Annotated in this window: 7 protein-coding genes and 1 tRNA gene; 5 read left to right on the forward strand and 3 right to left on the reverse strand. The window is 61.1% G+C overall.

Annotated features, from left to right (window positions below; all coding sequences use genetic code 11):
- Positions 1-163: 163 nt before the first annotated feature.
- On the reverse strand, positions 164-2,056 hold the full coding sequence (locus NXC14_RS03660) for an AsmA family protein (protein ID WP_085777005.1): 1,893 nt from the start codon (positions 2,054-2,056) through the stop codon (positions 164-166).
- 247 nt (positions 2,057-2,303) lie between these two features.
- Between NXC14_RS03660 and NXC14_RS03665 the strand changes: the two genes are divergently transcribed.
- Positions 2,304-4,256, forward strand: coding sequence for an acetoacetate--CoA ligase (locus NXC14_RS03665; protein ID WP_085777006.1), 1,953 nt, complete (start codon positions 2,304-2,306; stop codon positions 4,254-4,256).
- Positions 4,257-4,515: 259 nt separating this feature from the next.
- Here the strand turns inward: NXC14_RS03665 and NXC14_RS03670 are convergent, their stop codons facing one another.
- Complete coding sequence (locus NXC14_RS03670; protein WP_085777007.1) at positions 4,516-8,298, reverse strand: ATP-binding protein; 3,783 nt, start codon at positions 8,296-8,298, stop codon at positions 4,516-4,518.
- Between the two features lie 213 nt (positions 8,299-8,511).
- Here NXC14_RS03670 and NXC14_RS03675 point away from each other — a divergent pair, with 213 nt between their 5' ends.
- From NXC14_RS03675 to NXC14_RS03685, 3 genes are all read left to right on the forward strand, one after another.
- Positions 8,512-8,961, forward strand: coding sequence for a phasin (locus NXC14_RS03675; protein WP_085777008.1), 450 nt, complete (start codon positions 8,512-8,514; stop codon positions 8,959-8,961).
- Positions 8,962-9,091: 130 nt separating this feature from the next.
- Positions 9,092-9,168: transfer RNA gene (locus NXC14_RS03680), tRNA-His, on the forward strand.
- 666 nt (positions 9,169-9,834) lie between these two features.
- Positions 9,835-15,558, forward strand: coding sequence for a M10 family metallopeptidase C-terminal domain-containing protein (locus NXC14_RS03685; RefSeq protein ID WP_085777009.1), 5,724 nt, complete (start codon positions 9,835-9,837; stop codon positions 15,556-15,558).
- 64 nt (positions 15,559-15,622) lie between these two features.
- On the opposite strand, the gene NXC14_RS03690 is transcribed toward NXC14_RS03685, so the two are convergent.
- Positions 15,623-16,549 (reverse strand): nucleotidyltransferase and HEPN domain-containing protein, encoded by a 927-nt coding sequence (locus NXC14_RS03690; protein WP_085777010.1) that lies wholly within the window; start codon positions 16,547-16,549, stop codon positions 15,623-15,625.
- Positions 16,550-16,875: 326 nt separating this feature from the next.
- Between NXC14_RS03690 and traA the strand changes: the two genes are divergently transcribed.
- Positions 16,876-21,528, forward strand: a complete 4,653-nt coding sequence (traA, locus tag NXC14_RS03695; RefSeq protein ID WP_085777011.1) for a Ti-type conjugative transfer relaxase TraA — start codon at positions 16,876-16,878, stop codon at positions 21,526-21,528.
- Positions 21,529-21,885 lie beyond the last annotated feature (357 nt).

The following is a 21,885-nucleotide window of genomic DNA, read 5'->3' on the forward strand; positions in this document are numbered from 1 at the left end:
TTGCTCGGAATGCTTTTCGCCGATGACCGCCAGGCCTTTTCTCGGCGAGAGGCTGGTACGCCCGCCCTTTGAGAAGGCCGCAGCGTTGGGTTGCCGCCAACTAGCGATTCGCTGTGTCAATGGAACTTGTTGTGAAACGACGGCAGATCGGTCGTCCCGATGGCTATTGCGCGTGGGGCGCGGTGTTCAGAAGTGGAACCGGCGAGATCACCGGGTTCGGCCATGAGCCGCCGACGAAGAACGGCAGAAGCGGCAGCTCTGCTGCCTTGGCCGGATCGGTTGTCTCCAGCGAACCGGAAAGCGCCAGACCGTTGGACTGATAGGTGACCACGCCGGAAAGCGCCAGCGTCTGCGTCGGCCCGACGATGCGGGCGTCATGGATTTCGGCGGAGCCGTTGGCGAAATCGGCCTGAAGGTCCAATTGGTTGAAGGCGAAAGCGCCGCCCGCTGCGGCACTCAGCGGAAAGAACGGCTTTTGGGCCGCCTGTGTCCTGAGCGCTCCTAGGTCAATTCCGGGAATCGTGCCCTCCCTCGTCCAGAAATGCAGTCTGCCGGTGACGTCGGCAAGACCGGCCGTCCAGATCGCCTTCGACGACTGCAGGTCAAGATCGAGCGATCCCGTCGCAAGCGGCAGCGGCCCTTTGAGCTGCAGACGCTCGGCAAGGCCGGCGAAGTCGGCGTCGCGGATCGACAGCTGCAGCTTGCCGCCGCCGTCGAAGTCACGCCGCGTCGCCTCCAGATGCGCCGTCATTTCGCCGCCTTCGAAGCCGCTGTCGCCGATATCGAATTTCGCCTCGCCGCCCGTGACGATCATGCTGGCGCCGACATCGGAAAGCTCGAAGCGGCCCATCTCGGCGCGCCGCGCCGAAAGCCTGACGTCGACGTCGAGCAACTGCAGCGGTTCGCTGATGCCGGCGGAGATGTCCTCCGCCTCACCGGCCGCCAATCTCAGGGCGAAAGCATCAAGGAACGGCTTCAGGTTCATGTGGTCGAAGGCGAGCGTGCCTCCGATCTTCGGCCGTCTGCCGGCCGTGGTCGAAAGGTCCATCACGCCAGTGGCGCTCGCCTCGTTCAGCGACAGGCTGAGATTGTTGAAACGCAGCCCGCTGCCCGACGACATGATGTCGGATTCCAGCGAGGCGCTCTTCAGAGTGCCGACGCCGGGGAGCGATCTGCCCGACCATGTCAGAAATGCCGGCACATCGGGAATGCTGACGGCGATATTGCCGGACAGCGCCGAAAGGTTGGCGATGCTGGCGATCCCTTGAAAATGGGCCGTCAGCAGGTTTGACGTCAGCGATGTCCGCGTCTCCGCGCTCTTGCCGGCAAAGGCAAGCAGCGGCTGGCGCGAGGCGAAATCCACCTTCAGGTCCACGCCGTTGATACGGGCGATCACGACAGCCGAGATCGCGCCCGAGAGCCGTGGCCAGCCAATGTCGGCCGTGACGCTGTCAAAATTGTAAGTCTTGGCGCTCTTGAGGTCGGTGACGGCAAGCGTGCCGTCCTCGACGGTGACCGCACCGATCTCGGCATCGAGAGCGGGATCGAGCACCTCAGCCCCGTTTTCGTAGCGCACGCCGCTGATCGCGCGCGCAAGCAGGCCGGCGTAACTCCAGTCGATCAGGCCGTTCTCGTCACGCGTCAGCGCCAGGTTGGGCCGCAGCAGATGGAATTCGTGGAAACTCGTCCGGCCTCGCAGCGCATCGATGAGGCTGAAATCCGCCGACAGGCTTTCAATACTGCCGAGCAGCTTGTCGCCGCTTTCGCGCGGCTGGCGGATGGTGACCTGGTTCAGCGTGATGCGCGGCGTCGGCCAGAATTCGAGAACCGGATTACCCTTGATCTCGGCATGGTAGCCCGTCCATTTCGACAGCGCATCCTCGATGCCGGAGCGCACGAAACCGGCCGTGATGAGATAGGGTGCTGCGACCCTGAGGGCCACGAACAGCGCAAGCGCAACCAGCAGAAGCAGTGTCGACATGCGGGCAAAGGCCGGAAGCCAGCGCGAAACCGGCCCGATCTTCCTGCGCCACCTGTGATGTCTAGACGTACTCATGATCTCCGCCGCTTACCGGTCAAGCGCTGATTTCGCCCGATATATGAAATATCAGGCCTATGCAAATCCAATGCATGTCGCCCGGAAGCGTGCAGCGGGCCCGGGACAATGACATCATAAAACGAAGAGCCGAACCGCGTCGCATGAATCCGGTTTATGCGACGCGTTTAGGCTTGGGATCGGACGGTCGCGCACTTTATAATGCAATGCAGCATGATATAAGGACGGGATTGGGGAGGAGGAGTGAATGCAGGATAACAAGCCACTTTGGGTGCCCTCGGCCGAGACCGTTGCAACAAGCCCGATCCATGCCTTCATCGAGCGCTGTAATTCCGAGTTCGGGCTTGCGCTTTCCGGCTTCGAGGATCTGCATGCATGGTCGGTGGCCGAGCGGGAGAAATTCTGGTCGACGGTTTGGGATTTCTGCGGCGTGAAGGGAGAGCGCGGCGCAGAGGTGCTCGTCGACGGCGACAGCATGCTCGGCGCCCGCTTCTTTCCCGACACGACGCTGAATTTTGCCGAAAACCTGCTGCCTGGCCGCGGTGAGGCCGACGCCATCATCTTCCGCGGCGAGGACAAGGCCGAAGACCGTTGGTCGTGGGATCGGTTGCGCGCACTGGTCTCCAAGCTGCAGCAGGCCTTCGCGGCACTCGGCATCGGCAAGGGCGACCGCATTGCCGCTATGATGCCGAACATGCCCGAGACCGTCGCCGCCATGATTGCCGCCGCCTCGATCGGCGCCATCTGGTCATCCTGCTCTCCCGATTTCGGCGAGCAGGGTGTGCTCGACCGCTTCGGCCAGATCGGCCCCCGGCTGTTCATCGCCTGCGACGCCTATTGGTATTCCGGCAAGCTGCAGGACGTAGGCCAGAAGGTTGCCGCGGTGGCCAAAAGCCTCGGTGTTCCCACGATCGTCGTTCACTATGCCGGCGATGCCCAGGCGGTGGCGGGCAGGACGCCCGGGGCTTCGACGCTGGACGCCTTCATTGCTCCCTATGAGGCCAAAGAGATCGCCTTCACGGCGCTTGCTTTCGGTCATCCGCTCTACATCCTTTTTTCCTCAGGCACGACCGGGGTGCCGAAATGCATCGTGCATTCGGCCGGCGGCACACTGCTGCAGCATCTCAAGGAGCACCGGCTGCATTGCGGCCTGGAGGCAGGCGAGAAGCTCTTTTACTTCACCACCTGCGGCTGGATGATGTGGAACTGGCTGGTCAGCGGGCTCGCCAGCGGCGCCACGCTCTGCCTGTTCGACGGCTCGCCCTTTGCACCTGACGGCAATGTGTTGTTCGACTATGCCGAGGCGGAAAAATTCGCGATTTTCGGCACCTCGGCAAAATATATCGATGCGGTGCGCAAGGGCGGGTTGACGCCGCGCAAAAGCCACGATCTCTCCAGCCTCCGGCTGATGACCTCCACCGGCTCGCCGCTGTCGCCCGAGGGCTTCACCTTCGTCTATGAGGGCATCAAGGAAGATGTACAGCTCGCCTCGATCTCGGGCGGCACCGACATCGTTTCCTGTTTCGTGCTCGGCAATCCGCTGCAGCCGGTCTGGCGCGGCGAGATCCAGGGGCCGGGCCTCGGTCTTGCGGTCGACGTCTGGGATGATGACGGCAAGCCGGTGCGCGGCGAGAAGGGCGAACTCGTCTGCACAAAGGCCTTCCCCTCCATGCCTGTCATGTTCTGGAACGACCCTGATGGCGCCAAATATCGCGCCGCCTACTTCGACCGGTTCGACAATGTCTGGTGCCACGGCGATTTTGCCGAATGGACCAAGCATGGCGGTCTCGTCATCCATGGCCGTTCGGATGCGACGCTCAACCCCGGCGGTGTGCGCATCGGCACGGCCGAAATCTACAACCAGGTGGAACAGATGGACGAGGTGGCCGAGGCGCTGTGCATCGGCCAAGAGTGGGATGATGATGTCCGTGTCATCCTCTTCGTCCGCCTTGCGTCAGGTGTGACGCTGACCGAGGATCTCATCAAGGCGATCAAGACGCGTATTCGCACCGGCGCCTCGCCGCGGCACGTGCCGGCAAAGATCATCGCGGTTGCCGATATTCCCCGCACCAAGTCAGGCAAGATCGTCGAGCTTGCGGTGCGCGAGGTCGTTCACGGCAGGCCCGTGAAAAACCAGGAGGCGCTCGCCAACCCCGAAGCATTGCGCCTCTTCGCCAATTTGAGCGAACTGAGGGACTGATAAGGAACGGTAAACCACAAGCTTTCACCATTCAGCAATGACCTGTCATGGAAACCTTTCGTTAAGAAACCTTTGTCAAAGGTGAAACAACTTGGGGGCCGAACATGAACGAGGCGGCCTGAAGCCTCCGGGCTTACGAAACATGACGTTGATCGACTGAGCTCTTTGTTGAACAGCACCTATTTGAAGGCAGCCTCCGGGCTGCCTCTTTTTTGCTTGCCCGTGCAGGCTTCAGGAGGCTCCGCTCCGTCGATAGAGATCAGCCGGCCAGCACACGTTGCGACGGGAAGGTGATCTCGACAAGCGTGCCTTCGTTCGGCGCCGAATTGATCGAGAATGTCGCCCGATTGGCATCCACCATCGCCTTGGTCAGCGGCAGGCCGAGCCCTGTGCCGTCGCCGCGATGGCGTGACTGGGTCGAGGAGACCTGGCGGAACGGCTTCATCGCATGGTCGAGTTCGGCGCGCGTCATACCGATTCCGGTATCGCGGACCCTCAACACCACGCTGCCATTCGCCTCGTAGGAGGTGGAAACGACGATCTGCCCGCCAGACGGGGTAAAGCGGATGGCGTTCGACAGGATGTTGAGCGCGATCTGCTTGATCGAGCGCAGATCCGCTACGACCTCCGGGACCGAATGCGACAGCGCCGTGCGGATGATGACGCGCTGGCCGTTTGCCTGCGGCTGGACGAGGGCGACGGCCTCCGAGACTGCCTCGTTGAGGCCGACGGCGGCGAAGTCAAGATCCATCTCGCCTGCCTCGATTTTCGAAATGTCGAGGAGATCATTGACGATATCGAGGACGTGCCGGCCGGAGCGGCCGATATCGTTGGCATACTCGATATAACGGGGATGGCCGATCGGACCGAAGCGCTCGCCGGCCATCATGTCGGAAAAGCCGATGATGGCATTGAGCGGCGTGCGGATTTCATGACTGACGCGCGCGAGGAAATCGGTCTTGTGGGCGTTGGCGGTTTCGGCCGCGCCCTTGGCGTTGCGCAGCTCATCCTCGGTGCGTTTCCACTGCGTGATATCGCGGATGACGGCGCAATAGCCGTTCGAGGAGGTCAGCCGGCCCATCGTCATGAACAGCGGCACGAAGCCGCCGCCGGCCTCGCGGCCGATCACCTCGCGCCCGTCGTTCAGCACGCTTGCCACGCCGTGGCCGGAAAGGCCGTTCAGATAGTCGAGGACGGCTTTCTGGCTCTCATGGGCAAACAGCATGACGAAGGGTTTGCCGCGCGTCTCCTGCTCGTCGTAATTGAACAGCGCGCTTGCCGACCGGTTCATCGAACGGATATCACCCTCGGTGCCGATGACGACGACGCCGTCGGTCGCCGTTTCGAGGATCGAGCGCAATTCCTCGACCTCGACCTGAAGCTTGGCGACCTTCTCGACCATCCGCTCCGGACGCGCTTCGGACCTGTTGCTGTCGCCGCGGCCATCTTCCTTGCCTTCCACCGGCATCAACGCCAGCATCAGAGCATTGGCATCTTCCCAGCGCACCGATTGCAGCCGGGCAGTCACCGGCGTCAGCGTGTCGTCGGCCTTGACGAGCATCATGGTGCCGGAACCGGCTGCCTTTTCCACAAGTTCGCGGCGCTGCAGCAGCGCTTCGATACCGCCGACCTCACGCAGCGCGTCGAGCGAATGGTAACCCGTCAGCCGCATGAATTCGGGATTGGCATGGATCAGTTGATCGCCGACATGGATAAGCACCGCGACGGGCAATTGGTCGACCGTACCGGCCGAAAGCCCGTCAATCATCTTCACGCGCGGCGGGATGAAACTTGTGAGAACCTCGATCTGGCTGACCGTCTCCTCGAGCCCTTCCGTCGCCTCGTCCTCGGCGATGGCGTCGGGTTCTTCAGCGGCGTCTTCGCGCAACGACTCGGCCGCGTTTTCGAAGATCGCTTCCTGCGGCGCCGTCTCCTCGACCGAAGCTGTGTCGGCCGTATCGGCGGCGGGCGTTTCCCTGGTGATGGTTTCGGGTGCCGCGCTTTCCTCGAAAGCCGCCGGTTCCGTGGCGGTGGCGTCCGTTGGCGCAGGGGTGCCGGGCTCCTCCCTGCGGGCGCCGAAGGCCTCCAGGCGCTTGGCGATTTCGCGGAAGTTCGCCTGTTCGGCAGCCGTCAATGCGGCGCCTGTGCTGTGAAGCTGGACAACCTTGTCGGTGGAACGGCGATTGGGCGTTTCCACGATGCGAAGCGCCGGGCGTTCGTGTGCGTCATCGGCAGCCGGCGCTTCACCGGTGCACTCCTGCATCTCTTCGGCGGCGCTCTCGCGGGCGGGCGGCTCGAAGCCGGCCTCTTCTCCGGCCGCTTCGAAAAGCGTCTCTTCGGTCTGCGGGTGGTCCTCGATCGCGTCCGCCGCGATCGTTTCCGCCGGGGCCGCTTCAGGCGCGGCGTCAACGTCGTTTGACGGTTCAATGACTGCGTCGGCCGCCGGACCGAGGCCTGCCGTATCATGGCCGACGCCGTTCGGGCCAAGGGTCAGGCCGAGCGCCAGCGGATCCTCCTGCGCATCGGAAAGCCTGACGACGCCGAAGCCGCGGAAGCCGTCGAAGTCGCGATTGCGGGTATAGGTCGGCAGCGCGGCGAGATCGACCGGGACGACGAGGCTGGTGCCTTCGACCGGCCAGAGGATCGTCTTGCCCGACCATGTGTCGCGGCGCGCAAGCGCCTCGGAAATCTTGCCCTCGGGATCGAGATTGAAGAGAGCGGCGATATCGCTGAAGGCGGAGCCGATGATGGCGGATGCATGCGGGCCGACGGCCTCGGCAAATTCGTGGCTGACCTCGTTGAACCGGCCTTCCGCATCGATCTTCCAGACGAAGCGGGTAGCACGGCTGTTCGGCCTGAAGACGAAACCGGGCTCGGGCGCAAGCGACGGGGCAGGGGCAGAGTCGGACGCTGCGGTTGTTGCGATGGCCGGCTCTTCGCGGGCGGCTTCCAGCGCCTCATCGATGGCCATTTGGCTGGCTTCGGCAGGCGTTTCAGCCGTCAAGGCCGCTTCCGCCACGTCGTCGGCGGTCGCAGCGGGCTCGTCGACCTCATCCATGCGGCCCTCGGTCGCGCCGTCTTCGTTCTCCGGGGCTTCGTCTGCGGCTAGATTCTCGTCGGCAACCGCCGCCTCTGCGGTTGTGGCAGCCGGCTCGGCCGGCTGTGCCCGGTCGTCGGCGATCTCCTCCAGCGTCTCCTCGACCTCTTCGATCCCCGAGACCGCATCGACGATCTCGCCGATCCCGGTCGCCGCAGTCGCCGCTTGCGAAGGAAGTTCGGATGACGACGTGCCTTCTTCCCCCGCCGGCGCGTCAGCTGCCTGCGGCGGTCCGTCGACTGCATCGAGCACGGGCGCGTCGACCGGATCGAGATGCCCGATCGCAGTTTCCACGGCAAAGAGCAGATTGAGCGCCGGCTCGTCGCTGAGCCTGCCGACCGCAGCGGGAAGATAGCCCCTGCCGGTGGCGACCGGGCGCTTCACCAGGCGATCGGGATGCGCGCCGGCAAGGTTGATCAAGGCCTTTGCGGTCTCGCCTGATATGGCGAGCGAGGCAAAGCCCGGCGAGGCCGCGATGACTTCGCCATTGGCGCCGATGACGGCCATATGCGTGTCGGGATCATCGAGCCCCTGCAGCATCTGGGCCGCCGCAGCGCCCGCCGTCAGCGGCCTTGCCGACACGGGCACGGAAAACAGAATGGCCTTCTCGCCTGATGAAAGCCGGATCAGTTCGGCTGCCGCCTGCACCTGCACGCGCTGAAAGCCCTTGGCAACGCGGATCATCAGGCTTCTGTTGTCGCCGATATCGGCGAGCTGACGCGCCGCCGTTTCCAGCTGGCGAAAGGTAATGCCGGTGCGATCGGCTCCCTGATCGAGCAGGTCATAGACCGCCGGGTGGCCGAAAAGCTCCGCACCTGCGCCGTTTGCCCAGAGCAGGCGGGCAAGATCGGCCGAGAACAGCACCATGGCTTCGCCGCGCGAAAAGCGCTCCCGCACCCGCGCATGCACGGCGATATCAATGAACGGATACTGGACTGCGGGCATAATCGAACCTTGTCGCTGTCGGCCTTCTAAATTAACGGCTTATTAATAACTGCAGGTCGCATGCCGGTCCAGAACAGTGGGGTGCTTTCGGGCGAAAGGGTTAACGACTTGTGCGCTGCACAATTCATGTTGCAATGCACAATCGGATGTTTTATATAGACGTCATTCGATGATCACAGGCAGCGACTGCCTTAGCCCAAAGGAATGCGACCCATGGCTACCATAAAGACCGATGACGTTTTTTCAATCGCTTCTTTCGACCCCTCCAAGCTGGCTGAATCCTACCGCGAATTCGCTGAAAAGGGCGCACAGCAGTCGAAAGACGCCTACGCCAAGCTGAAGAGCGCTGGCGAAGAAGCCGGCAAGACGCTCGAAGCCACCGTCCAGACGGCCCAGGCTGGCACCGTCGAGATCGGCCTGAAGGCGATCGACGTCCTGCGCGTCAATGCCGAGACCTCGCTCTCGCACATGGAAGCACTGCTCGGCGTCAAGTCCGTCGCCGAATTCGTCGAGCTGCAGACCTCGTTCCTACGCAAGCAGGCCGAGCTTGCCGTCGATCAGGCGAAGTCGATGCAGGAAACCACCAAGCAGGTTGCCGAAAAGCTCGCAAAGCCCTCCAAGGAAGCCGCCGAAAAGGCCATGGCATCCTTCAAGGTCGCTTGATCGGCTCCGGCCTATCGCAAATAAAAGGCTGGACCTCGCGTCCAGCCTTTTTGTATATTGATGAGGAATGGGGCTTGAATTCATCGCCAAGTCCTCGTATGTGACCCCCGTCGCGCCAAACGTGATTTATGCGGTTGTAGCTCAGTTGGTTAGAGCGCAGGTTTGTGGCACCTGAGGTCAGTGGTTCGACCCCACTCAACCGTACCATCTCCCCACTTCAGTCCCCCATCAGATCGCTCCTTCTAGATAATCTCATCTCGACCGCGCATCTCGATAGAAATGTTAAACTGTATCCGTAATGATCCTGCACGGGTGTTGTCGTGTCCTGCCAGAAAGCCCCGGGTTTGACGCGTGGAATGGCTGACGAGGCGCGCCTCCTGTCGACTGGAGCGTGCTGAAGGCTGATTAAGCGGTGCCGAAGAGAATATACGCTTCCGAAGGCGACTTTGCTGCTTATTTGCCATAGTCCGGCACTCGATTATGAACGATCCGACCACGCAAGGAAAATTGCGGAAGATGCGAACTGCCTAGCCCACCCGCGGCAGCAGAGGTACGGTCAACGTTTGGTGCCGAAAAAGCCGGACCTCGCTCCCGATGAGCCCGGACACTTACTAAATTTCAGCAGATAACCGTAACTTCAATTTAAGTGCCGTCATGCCAGCAATTGCGAAGGTTCGGACGCGCAGGATCTTGGAAATATGTCTTCTAGCCAATGTTAGAGGTTGCGGAGGAAAAGCTTCATAAGCGCAAGTCGCCAGGATCAAAAATCTTCCCGAACAGAAATAAAGCTTTTGGTTGAATTTCCTTTCCAAATGCAGCAGAGGGAAATCGGCGTAAGACGCGGTCGAAATGGAATAGATAAACGGGAATTTTATGACGAACCTCATTACTCCGACGAAGAACGTCACATTGACCGGTGATCAGAAAGTTGACGGGCTCGTCAACGGCACTGCCTGGGACGGAACGATAACCTATGCATTTCCTACGACCTCGTCGTCTTATGCCTATAGCGGCGAGAAAGACTCTTCATTCTCTTCGATTTCGTCACAACAGCGGTCTTTTGCCTCGTTCTTCATGGAGCAATCCTATGGGAGTGCGGCAAATGACGGCTTCTCCGTAGAGGGGTTCACGAACGCCAACTTTGAGGCCGGAAGCGCGGCTAACGCAACTGTGCGGTTCGCTCAATCGTCGCAGCCTCCGACGGCATGGGCCTACACTCCAAATATCGGCGGCCATGGCGGCGATGTCTGGTTTGGGACGGGGTACGCCGGCACCGAAGATGATCTTCGCTTCCCGAGGTTCGGCAACTATGCGGGCCATACCGTGGCGCATGAGCTGGGTCACGCTCTCGGACTGAAACATGCTCACGAAGCTGGTTATCCTAATACGACAGTCGTTCCGCGTGCTTACGATTCGGTCGAGTATACGATCATGTCTTACCGCACGTATGTCGGAGACAGTTTGAGCGGGTACAAGTACGAGCATGATGGCGCGCCACAAACCTTCATGATGCTCGATATCGCCGCCCTGCAGGAAATGTATGGCGCAGACTACACGACCAACAGTGGCGATACCGTTTACAAGTGGAATCCGAACCAGGGCATCACCTATGTCAACGGCGTTGCGGCTATCACGCCCGCAGCCAACCGCATCTTCGCGACAATCTGGGACGGCGGCGGTATCGATACTTATGATTTGAGTGCTTATACCACTGCCCTCAAGATCGACTTGCGAGCAGGCGGGTACTCGGTTTTTTCTCAAGGACAGTTGTCCTACCTGGGTGGAGGTCCGAATAACGGCTATGCCCGCGGCAACATTTTCAACGCCCTTCTTCATGAAGGCAATACGGCGTCGTTGATTGAGAACGTTAAGGCCGGCTCCGGCAATGATTCGATCACAGGCAACGAGGCGGACAATGCTCTCTGGGGCAACGCCGGCAATGACACCCTTAACGGCGATTCCGGCAATGACACCCTTAACGGCGGGACCGGAATCGACAAGATGTCGGGCGGGGTGGGCAACGACGTCTACATCGTCGACAATGCCAACGACACTGTGATCGAGAATGCCAATGAGGGGACTGACACGGTCCGGACGACGCTTTCTTATACACTCAGCACCAACGTCGAAAATCTGACCTACACCGGCACCGCCAGGTTCTTCGGTGATGGCAATGCGGCGGCCAATGTGATCACCGGCGGGACGGGATCTGATTGGCTGGATGGGAAGGCCGGCGACGATACGCTGATCGGTGGTGCGGGCGACGATACCTATGACGTCGATAGTCTCGGCGATGTCGTGGTCGAGGCGACCGACGGCGGCACTGACAAGATCTGGACCGATATTGCCGCTTATTCGCTTGCGGACATCGCCAATGTCGAGAATCTATCCTTCCTAGGTAGCGGCAATTTTACTGGTACGGGTAATAGCCTCGACAATATAATCACTAGTGGGTTAGGCGACGATACGCTCTCTGGTGGGGCAGGCAACGATACGCTGGACGGTGGCTGGGGAGCTGACACGCTAATCGGTGGGACCGGCAACGATATTTATGTCGCTTACTATACCGGCGACACTATCATCGAGAACGCCGACGAGGGCACTGACACGGTTCAGACGTATCTTGCGAGCTACACACTGAGCGCCAACGTCGAGAACCTCACTAAAATCGGCTCGGGTGCCTTTGTCGGGACTGGCAACAACCTCAACAACACCATCACCGGCGGCGCGGCCATCGATATCTTGTCGGGCGGTGCCGGTGACGACGCGCTGAACGGCAGGGCCGGTGCCGACACGCTGATCGGTGGGACGGGCAACGACACTTACATCGTCGACAACGTTTTCGACGTCGTCACCGAAAACGCCGGTGAGGGCATCGATACGGTGCAGGCGGCGCTGGCGAGCTATACTCTGGCAGCCAATGTCGACAATCTCACGTATAGCGGCACGGCAGGCTTTACCGGGACGGGCAATGACCTTGCCAACACGATCCAGAGCGCGGCAGGTGCCGATATCCTGGACGGGAAGGCCGGAGCAGACACGCTGATCGGCGGAACGGGCGACGATACCTATATCGTCGACAATGCCGGCGACATTGTCACGGAAAGGCCGAATGAAGGAACTGACCTGATCAAGACGGCGCGTTCGGTCTATACGCTCGGCAATAATATCGAAAAGCTGATCTATACGGGATCCGACAGCTTCACCGGCACCGGCAATGCGCTCGTCAACACGATCACGGGCGGCGCCGGCAATGATCTTCTGGATGGTGGCGCCGGCAAGGACACGCTGACCGGTGGTGCCGGCAACGACATCTATGTGGTCGACAGTGCCAGCGACGTCGTCAACGAGGCGGTCGGCGCCGGCACCGACGAAATCCGTACGGCGCTTGCAGCCTATTCGATCGCGGCATTGGTCAATGTCGAGAACCTGACCTATACGGGCTCCGCCAGCTTCACCGGCACCGGCAATGTGTTCGCCAACACGATCACCGGCGGCGCCGGCAACGATATGCTGAATGGCGGGGGCGGTGCCGATGCCCTGATCGGCGGTACGGGCAACGACACCTATATCGTCGACCATGTCGGCGACCTCGTCACCGAAGTTGCCGACGCGGGGATCGACACGGTCCGCACGACATTGGCGAGCTATACGCTTGGCAGCGATGTCGAGAACCTCATCAATATCGGCACGGCAGCCTTTACCGGAACAGGCAATACGCTGAACAATATTCTAACCGGGGGGGCGGGGGTCGACACGCTATCGGGCGCCGCGGGCGATGATACCTATGTCATCTCCACCGGTGATATCGTCATCGAGAATGTCGACGAGGGTACCGACACAGTGCAGACGGCGCTAATTGCCTATACGCTGGGGGTCAATGTCGAGAACCTCACCTACATCGGAACGGCCGCGTTTACTGGCACCGGCAATGCGCTCGATAACGTCCTCAAGGGCGGTGTTGCGGCCGACAAGCTCATGGGGGCTGCGGGCGACGACACACTGATCGGAGGCGGCGGTTCCGATACGATGTTGGGCGGGATTGGCGACGATGTTTACGTCATCGATATTGCGACCGACATCGTGATCGAGAATGCGAGCGAGGGGACGGACACGGTCCAGACGGCGCTTGCCGGCTACACGCTCGGCAACAATGTCGAGAACCTGACCTATACCGGCCCCGCCAACTTCAGCGGCGCCGGCAATGCGCTCGCCAACACGATCACCGGCGGCGCCGGCAATGATGTGCTGAATGGCGGGACCAATGCGGATACCTTGATCGGTGGTGCGGGCAACGATACCTACATTGTCGACGATGCCGGCGACCTCGTCACCGAAGCCGCCAATGAGGGGACCGATACGGTTCGCACGAACCTGGCGAGCTATGTGCTTGCCGCCAATGTCGAGAACCTGAGCTTTGCCGGTACAGGAACTTTCGCTGGTGCCGGCAACAATCTCGACAACACGATCACGGGTGGCGCTGTTGCCGATACGCTTTCCGGCGGCGCCGGCAACGATATGCTGAATGGCGGGGGCGGTGCCGATACCCTGATCGGCGGTACGGGCAACGACACCTATATCGTCGACCATGTCGGCGACCTCGTCACCGAAGTTGCCGATGAGGGAACCGACACGGTTCGCACGACGCTGACGAGCTATACGCTTGGCAGCGATGTCGAGAACCTCACCTATATCGGCATCGGCACGGTAGCCTTTGTCGGAACGGGCAATGATCTCGACAACACCATTCTAGGCGGGGCAGGTGCCGATATCCTGGATGGGAAGGCCGGTGCGGACAGCTTGATTGGTGGTGCGGGCAACGACATCTATATCGTCGACAATGCCGGCGACATCGTCACCGAAGCGGCCGTCGTCGGTATCGACACGGTTCGCACGACGCTGGCCGTCTACACACTAGGGGTGAATGTCGAGAACCTTCTCTATACGGGATCCGACAGCTTCACCGGCACCGGCAATGCGCTCGTCAACACGATCACGGGCGGCGCCGGCAATGATCTTCTGGATGGTGGCGCCGGCAAGGACACGCTGACCGGTGGTGCCGGCAACGACATCTATGTGGTCGACAGTGCCAGCGACGTCGTCAACGAGGCGGTCGGCGCCGGCACCGACGAAATCCGTACGGCGCTTGCAGCCTATTCGATCGCGGCATTGGTCAATGTCGAGAACCTGACCTATACGGGCTCCGCCAGCTTCACCGGCACCGGCAATGTGTTCGCCAACACGATCACCGGCGGCGCCGGCAACGATATGCTGAATGGCGGGGGCGGTGCCGATGCCCTGATCGGCGGTACGGGCAACGACACCTATATCGTCGACCATGTCGGCGACCTCGTCACCGAAGTTGCCGACGCGGGGATCGACACGGTCCGCACGACATTGGCGAGCTATACGCTTGGCAGCGATGTCGAGAACCTCATCAATATCGGCACGGCAGCCTTTACCGGAACAGGCAATACGCTGAACAATATTCTAACCGGGGGGGCGGGGGTCGACACGCTATCGGGCGCCGCGGGCAACGATACGCTGAATGGTGGGGCCGGGGCTGATCGTTTGATCGGTGGTGCTGGTGACGACAGCTACATCGTCGACCATGCCGGCGACCTCGTCACCGAGGTCGCCAATGAGGGGATCGACACCGTTCGCACGAACCTGAGTGCCCACACATTGGCGGCCAATGTCGAGAACCTCACCTACATCGGAATGGCGGCCTTTACCGGGGCAGGGAATCTGCTCGATAACGTTATCATCGGTGGTGTTGCTGCCGACAAGCTTATAGGCGCTGCCGGCAACGACACACTGATCGGCGGGGCTGGTTCCGACACGATGTTGGGTGGGATTGGAGACGACATCTATGTGGTCGATGTCGCGACCGATGTGGTAATCGAGAATGTGAATGAAGGGACAGACACGGTCAGGACGGCCCTTGTCGGCTACACGCTAGGCAACAATGTCGAGAACCTGACCTACACCGGATCCGCCAACTTCAGCGGCGCCGGCAATGGGCTCGCCAATACGATCACCGGCGGCGCCGGCAATGATGTGCTGAATGGCGGGGCAGGTGCGGATACCTTGATCGGCGGGGCTGGCCACGATATCTATATCGTCGATAATGCCGGTGACCTCGTCACCGAAGCCGCCAATGAGGGGACCGATACGGTTCGCACCAACCTGGCGAGCTATGTGCTTGCCGCCGATGTCGAGAACCTCACCTTTATCGGAACAGGGCCGTTTGCGGGCACGGGGAATGCGCTGAACAACGTTATCGTCGGTGGCGGTGGTTCTAATACGCTGACCGGTGGCGCCGGCAATGACACCCTCACGGGTGGCGCGGCAGCCGACCTCTTCATTTATTCGTCGAACTGGGGTCACGATACGATCACAAACTTCGTGGCAACCGGCTCCGCACATGACGCGATCTCGATCGATCACAACATTTTCGCCGACTGGGAATCGCTATTTGCCGCAACCGAACAGTCCGGAAGTGATACAATCATCACGGCCGATTCCGAGAACACCATAACGCTAAGGAACGTGGCTCTTTCAAGTCTGCAGTCGTGGGACTTCTTATTTGCTTAATCCTTGCTCGGACATTGCCGCGTCGCCACACACTTAGCTAGCGAGCACACGAACTTCCGAGGAATCATTGGGAGGGCCGCTGAAGCTTCGCCAGATGCTCGCAGCAAACCGTCTTAACCAGATCAAGCAATAAAGCGGTTTGTTGTGCAAGCCATCCGAGAGCCTCCGCGCTCATCTCGAAATGCTTCGAGTATCGCGCCTTCACATATGCCTCGTTCAGCGTGTTGAACCAGGCGCGTTCCCGATGTTGATCGCGGGGAAATGCTTCGGCCAGACGCCGGTCCTGTTCCTCCGCAAGCGAACGGAGAAATTTGATATTATGGGAAGGCGGGCCGTAATTAGTGAGCGTCAGCAGAACACAGGAATAGGCTTGCTCAAGAGACTGATGGAGGCTGAACGCGGAAAGATTTCCCCACGCGTCACCGGCCCCTTCCGATTTCTCGCGTTGGAAATCCCCTGTTGCGAGGAACGCACTGGCTTCTGCAAATCTCCGATCAAAATGCTCCTTTGCGAGGCGAAGTCGATCCGCTGATGAGAGTGGCCGCGGCTCAGCCAAGGGCTCGTCATCTAGTTCATAGAGAACAATGCCTTCCCTCCTGATGTCGGAAAAGAAGTACTGCCCTTCTTTGAGATAGTTGTTCACCTCTCGCCTGGAGTGGACGATGAAGCTTACCGGCGTCTCGATCGCCTTTTCGTGGATCAAACGGTCGGCGGCTTTGTGCCAGTACTCGGCGAACTCACAGAGCTTGCGGTTGTTGACGATGATGAGGAGATCGAAATCCGAACGATAACCCTTCATCGTGAAGGGCTCGTCTACCCAGCTGCCCTTGGCGTAGGAGCCGAACAGGATGATCTTCAGGATCCGGCCGCGCTTTTTGAACTCGGCCGTACCGTCCCTCAGCGCATCCTCGAATTCCTCGTGGAGGATCTCCAGAATACGGCCAATCTCGCGTTGTTTGCGGAGCGGCATATGGTTGAGGGACGACTTCATAGCACCATCGATAGGCGAAAGATCCTGCACCGTCTACGACAAGTTCTGCACGGCTTAGGCCATTTGCTTGGGTTTCCAGCTTTTCATGCGCTTGGTCGCTGTGTACCTCAACCCGCGGAGCTTAAAGCAAGCAGTTCAAAACGTGCGCATTATACTAACTTGAATTACGCAGTAAAATGACATAGGTTGTGGTGATCGAAAACTACACGGTTGCAGAAAAAGCCCTCGAAACACGTTGTGGACGGGGCGGTGGCCTCTTCGGGTCGTATATCCCCGGTAGCGACGGGCTTGCTGGTGCAACTTGATTCAAGGGGCAGGAGACATCATTGGCGATCATGTTTGTGAGGGCGCAGGTGATCAGTAGGGGCGCGGGACGCAGCGTCGTCGCGGCCGCCGCCTATCGCCATCGCACACGAATGATGGATCACCAGGTGGGCAGATCTTTCAGCTATCGCGGCGGGAGTCCAGAGCTGGTGCATGAGGAACTGGCGTTTCCTGAGCAGATACCCGCTTGGCTGCGCGAGCTGATCCACGGCTCTTCGGTCGCGAGAGCGAGCGAGGGACTGTGGAATGCCGTCGAGGCGTTCGAGACGCAGGCGAACGCGAGGCTCGCCCGCGAGCTGATCATCGCACTGCCGGAGGAACTGACGAGGGTGGAGAACGTCGCGCTGGTGCGCGAGTTTGTGCGGGACACTGTAACCGCGACCGGGATTGTCGCCGATTGGGTCTATCATGACAAGGACGGTAATCCACACATCCATATGATGACTACATTGCGGGCGTTGACCGAAGATGGCTTTGGTCCGAAAAACTCTCCTATTTTGGAAGAAAATGGCGAGCCATTACGTCGCAAAAGAACCGGCAAGATCATCTATGAGCGCTGGGCGGGCGACAAGGAAACCTTGAAGGCCTGGAAGATCGCCTGGGCGGAAACAGCCAATCGGCATCTGGCGCTCGCCGGTCATGAGATCCGCCTCGACGGTCGCTCCTATGCCGAACAGGGTTTCGACGGTATCGCGCAAAGGCATCTCGCGCCGGAGAAGGCGGCATTGGCGCGAAAGAGGAGGGAGCTCTATTTCGCACCGGCCGATCTCGCCCGCCGCCAGGAGATGGCCGATCGGCTGCTGGCAGAGCCGGAGCTGCTGCTGAAGCAGCTCGGCAATGAGCGCTCGACCTTCGACGAGAAGGATATTGCTAAGGCGCTGCATCGATATGTCGACGATCCGGCAGACTTCGCCAATATCCGCGCCCGGCTGATGGCGTCGGACGAGTTGGTCATGTTGAAGCCGCAGCAGCTTGACGCTGAGACCGGCAAGGCGTCGGAACCGGCCGTGTTCACCACACGGGCGATGCTGCGCATCGAATACGACATGGCGCGTTCGGCGCGGGTTCTGTCGGAGCAAGCAGGCTATGGGGTATCGGCTCGGCAGGTCGATACGGCGATCGAGCGCGTCGAGAGCGGCGATCCACAAAAGCCGTTCAAGCTCGACGCGGAACAGGTCGATGCGATCCGTCATGTCACCGGCGACAGCGGTATTGCGGCTGTTGTCGGCCTTGCCGGCGCCGGCAAATCGACGCTGCTGGCGGCAGCCCGCCTTGCCTGGGAAAGCCAGGGGCGCCGGGTGATCGGTGCCGCCCTTGCAGGCAAGGCGGCGGAAGGCTTGGAAGACAGTTCCGGCATCAAGTCGCGCACCCTCGCCGCCTGGGAGATGGCCTGGGCGAATGGCCGCGACACACTCCATCGCGGTGATGTGCTCGTCATCGATGAAGCCGGCATGGTGTCATCCCAGCAGATGGCCCGTGTGCTTGACATCGTCGAGGCGGCGGGCGCGAAAGTCGTTCTCGTCGGCGACGCCATGCAGCTACAGCCGATCCAGGCGGGTGCAGCCTTTCGGGCGATCAGCGAACGCATCGGTTTTGCCGAGCTTGCCGGCGTGCGCCGCCAGCGTGAAGAATGGGCGCGTGAGGCCTCGCGGCTCTTTGCCCGCGGCGAGATCGAGAAAGGTCTCGACGTTTATGCCCGGCATGGTCACCTTGCCGAGGCGCGCACGCGCGCGGAAACGATCGAGCGGATTGTTGCCGACTGGAGCCAGGCGCGTAGAGAGGCAATCGGTCGATCCGTTTCCGAGGGCAGGGATGGTCGGCTGCGCGGGGACGAACTGCTCGTGCTTGCCCACACCAATGACGATGTCGGCAAGCTGAACGAGGCGCTGCGTCAGGTGATGGCAGGCGATGGTGCGCTTTCCGACAGCCGCACCTTCCAGACGGCACGCGGGGCGCGGGAGTTCGCCGCAGGCGATCGCATCATCTTTTTGGAGAACGCCCGCTTTCTCGAGCCGCGGGCCAGCAGTTATGGTCCGCAATACGTCAAGAACGGCATGCTCGGCACGGTCATCTCCACCGGCGACAAACGCGGCGAAGCGCTGATGTCGGTTCGTCTCGACAACGGCCATAAAGTCGTCTTCAGCGAAGACAGCTATCGCAATGTCGATCACGGCTATGCCGCAACGATCCACAAAGCCCAGGGTACCACCGTCGAGCGCACCTTGGTGCTTGCCACCGGCATGATGGACCAACACCTGACCTATGTAGCGATGACGAGGCATCGCGATCGCGTCGATCTTTATGCGGCAAGGGAGGATTTTGAGCCAAGACCGGAATGGGGACGCAAACCGCGTGTCGATCATGCCGCCGGCGTGACCGGCGAGCTTGTCGAAACCGGAGAGGCCAAATTCCGGCCTGATGATGAGGATGCCGACGACAGCCCCTATGCCGATGTCAGGACCGATGATGGAACCGTCCATCGGCTGTGGGGCGTGAGCCTGCCAAAGGCGCTCGAGGAAGCCGGCGTCTCTGAGGGCGACACCGTCACGCTGCGCAAGGACGGCGTGGAGCGGGTCAAGGTCCAGATTGCCGTTGTCGATGAAGAGACAGGTCAGAAGCGTTATGAGGAGCGGGAGGTCGACCGCAACGTCTGGACGGCCAGGCAGATCGAAACCGCCGAAGCGCGCCAGGACCGCATCGAGCGGGAAAGTCATCGGCCGGATCTGTTCAAGCCGCTCGTCGAGCGGTTGTCGCGCTCCGGCGCCAAGACGACGACGCTCGATTTTGAGAGCGAGGCCGGTTATCGGGCTCATGCGGAAGACTTCGCCCGCCGCCGCGGGTTCGATCATCTCTCGCTGGCTGCGGCCGAGATTGAGGGGGACATCTCACGGCGCTTTGCGTGGATTGCCGCAAAGCGCGAGCAGGTGGAAAAGCTCTGGGAACGGGCAAGCATGGCGCTCGGCTTTGCAATCGAGCGGGAACGGCGCGTCTCCTATAGCGACGAGCGAACCGAATCCCACCCAACTGAACCCCAGCCCCCCTCGGGCGCGAACGCCGGCAAAACCCATTCTCTGATCCCGCCGACCACCGACTTCGCCAGAAGCCTCAATGAGGATGCGCGGCTGGCGCAATTGTCATCCCCGGCGTGGAAGGATCGGGAAACCCTCCTGCGACCGGTGCTGGAGAAGATCTATCGCGATCCGGATGGCGCACTTGTCGCCCTGAATGCGCGTGCTTCAGAGGCCGGCGCCGAACCCCGCAGGCTCGCCGACGATCTTGCCGCGAGCCCCGATCGGCTTGGCCGCCTGCGCGGCTCCGAGCTCATCGTCGACGGACGCGCAGAGCGCCAGGAGCGGAATGTCGCCTTGGCGGCTGTGACGGAATTGCTTCCCATGGCCCGCGCCCATGCGACCGAGTTCCGCAGGAACGCCGAACGCTTCGAGATCCGTGAGCAGGCGCGTCGCGCGCATATGTCATTGTCGGTCCCGGCACTCTCCGAAGGCGCCATGGCGCGTCTCATGGAGATCGAGACGGTGCGCAACAGGGGCGGGGATGATGCTTATAAGACCGCCTTTGCGCTTGCCGCGAAGGACCGCACGGTCGTGCAAGAGATCAAGGCGGTCAGCGAAGCGCTGTCGGCCCGCTTCGGCTGGAGCGCCTTCACCGCAAAGGCGGATGCGGTCGCCGAGCGCAACATGGCCGAGCGTTTGCCGGATGATCTGGTGGCCGGCGAGGGCGAGAAGCTGACCCACCTGTTCGAAGCCGTCAAACGTTTTGCCGAGGAGCAGCATCTGGCCGAGCGCCAGGACCGTTCAAAGATCGTCGCGGCGGCCAGTGCCGTTCCGGACCCGGAGCAAGACAAGGGGGGAGGCAAGGAGAATGTGACCGTGCTGCCCATGCTTGCCGCCGTCACCGAGTTTAAGACAGCAGTCGACGACGAGGCGCGAACGCGAACTCTCTCCGCTCCCCTTTACCGTCAGCAGCGTGCGGCACTGGCCAACGCGGCAAGAACGATCTGGCGCGATCCGGCAGGCGCTGTCGGCAAGATCGAGGAACTCCTTGCCAAAGGCTTTGCTGCCGATCGCATCGCTGCTGCGGTGACCAATGATCCGGCCGCTTATGGCGCCTTGCGCGGCTCCGGCCGTCTGATGGACAAGATGCTGGCTTCCGGCCGGGAGCGTAAAGATGCGGTGCAGGCCGTGCCCGAGGCGGCCACCCGGCTGCGCTCTCTCGGGAGCGCCTATGCCAATCTCTTCGATGCAGAACGACAGGCCATCAAGGCAGAGCGGGAGCGTATGGCGGTTGCTATTCCCGGCCTGTCGCAGGCGGCAGAAGAGGCACTCGTGCGTCTGACCGTGGAGGCGCGGAAGAATGATTGCAAACGGGGCATCGCGACTGCACCACTCGATGCGAACATCCGCCGGGAGTTCGACGTCGTCAGCAAGGCGCTCGACGAGCGCTTCGGGCGCAATGCCATCATCCGTGGCGACAAGGATCTCATCAACCATGTGCCAGAGGCGCAGCGCCAAGCCTTCGTCGCGATGCAGGAGAAATTGAAGGTCCTGCAGCAGGCAGTCCGTGCGGAAGGCAGTCAGCAGATCCTCGCGGAACGGCGTCAGCGCAGCATCGGCCCTGGCCGTGGCCTCAGTTTTTGACGGCGGCTGGAGAGGCGGCTGAGGCAACGGTGATTTGACGCCGTCGGAGGCGAGTACAAGGTATTAGCCCGCCATGTCTCAACGACAAGGCGCTCCAACTGCCTTGCTAGAAGCCACGTTTGGAGATCTCGAGAGCCAAATCGTTTGCTAATCTCGTCAGCGGCGCGGTCGCTACTTGTCCGTGTCCGCGGAGAACCGAGTAGGGCCGTCTGAGGCGCTACAGCCACCCGAGGTGGCCAGCAGGCCAGCACCATATTTCATCCAGGGTCATCCAGCACTCACAATGGCGATGCATGAACTCCTTTTAAACACCAAGTCGCGAACGTCCAAGCTTCTGTAAGATGGTAGATGCGGTCT

It is taken from the genome of Rhizobium sp. NXC14 (assembly GCF_002117485.1).
Classification (GTDB): Bacteria; Pseudomonadota; Alphaproteobacteria; order Rhizobiales; family Rhizobiaceae; genus Rhizobium.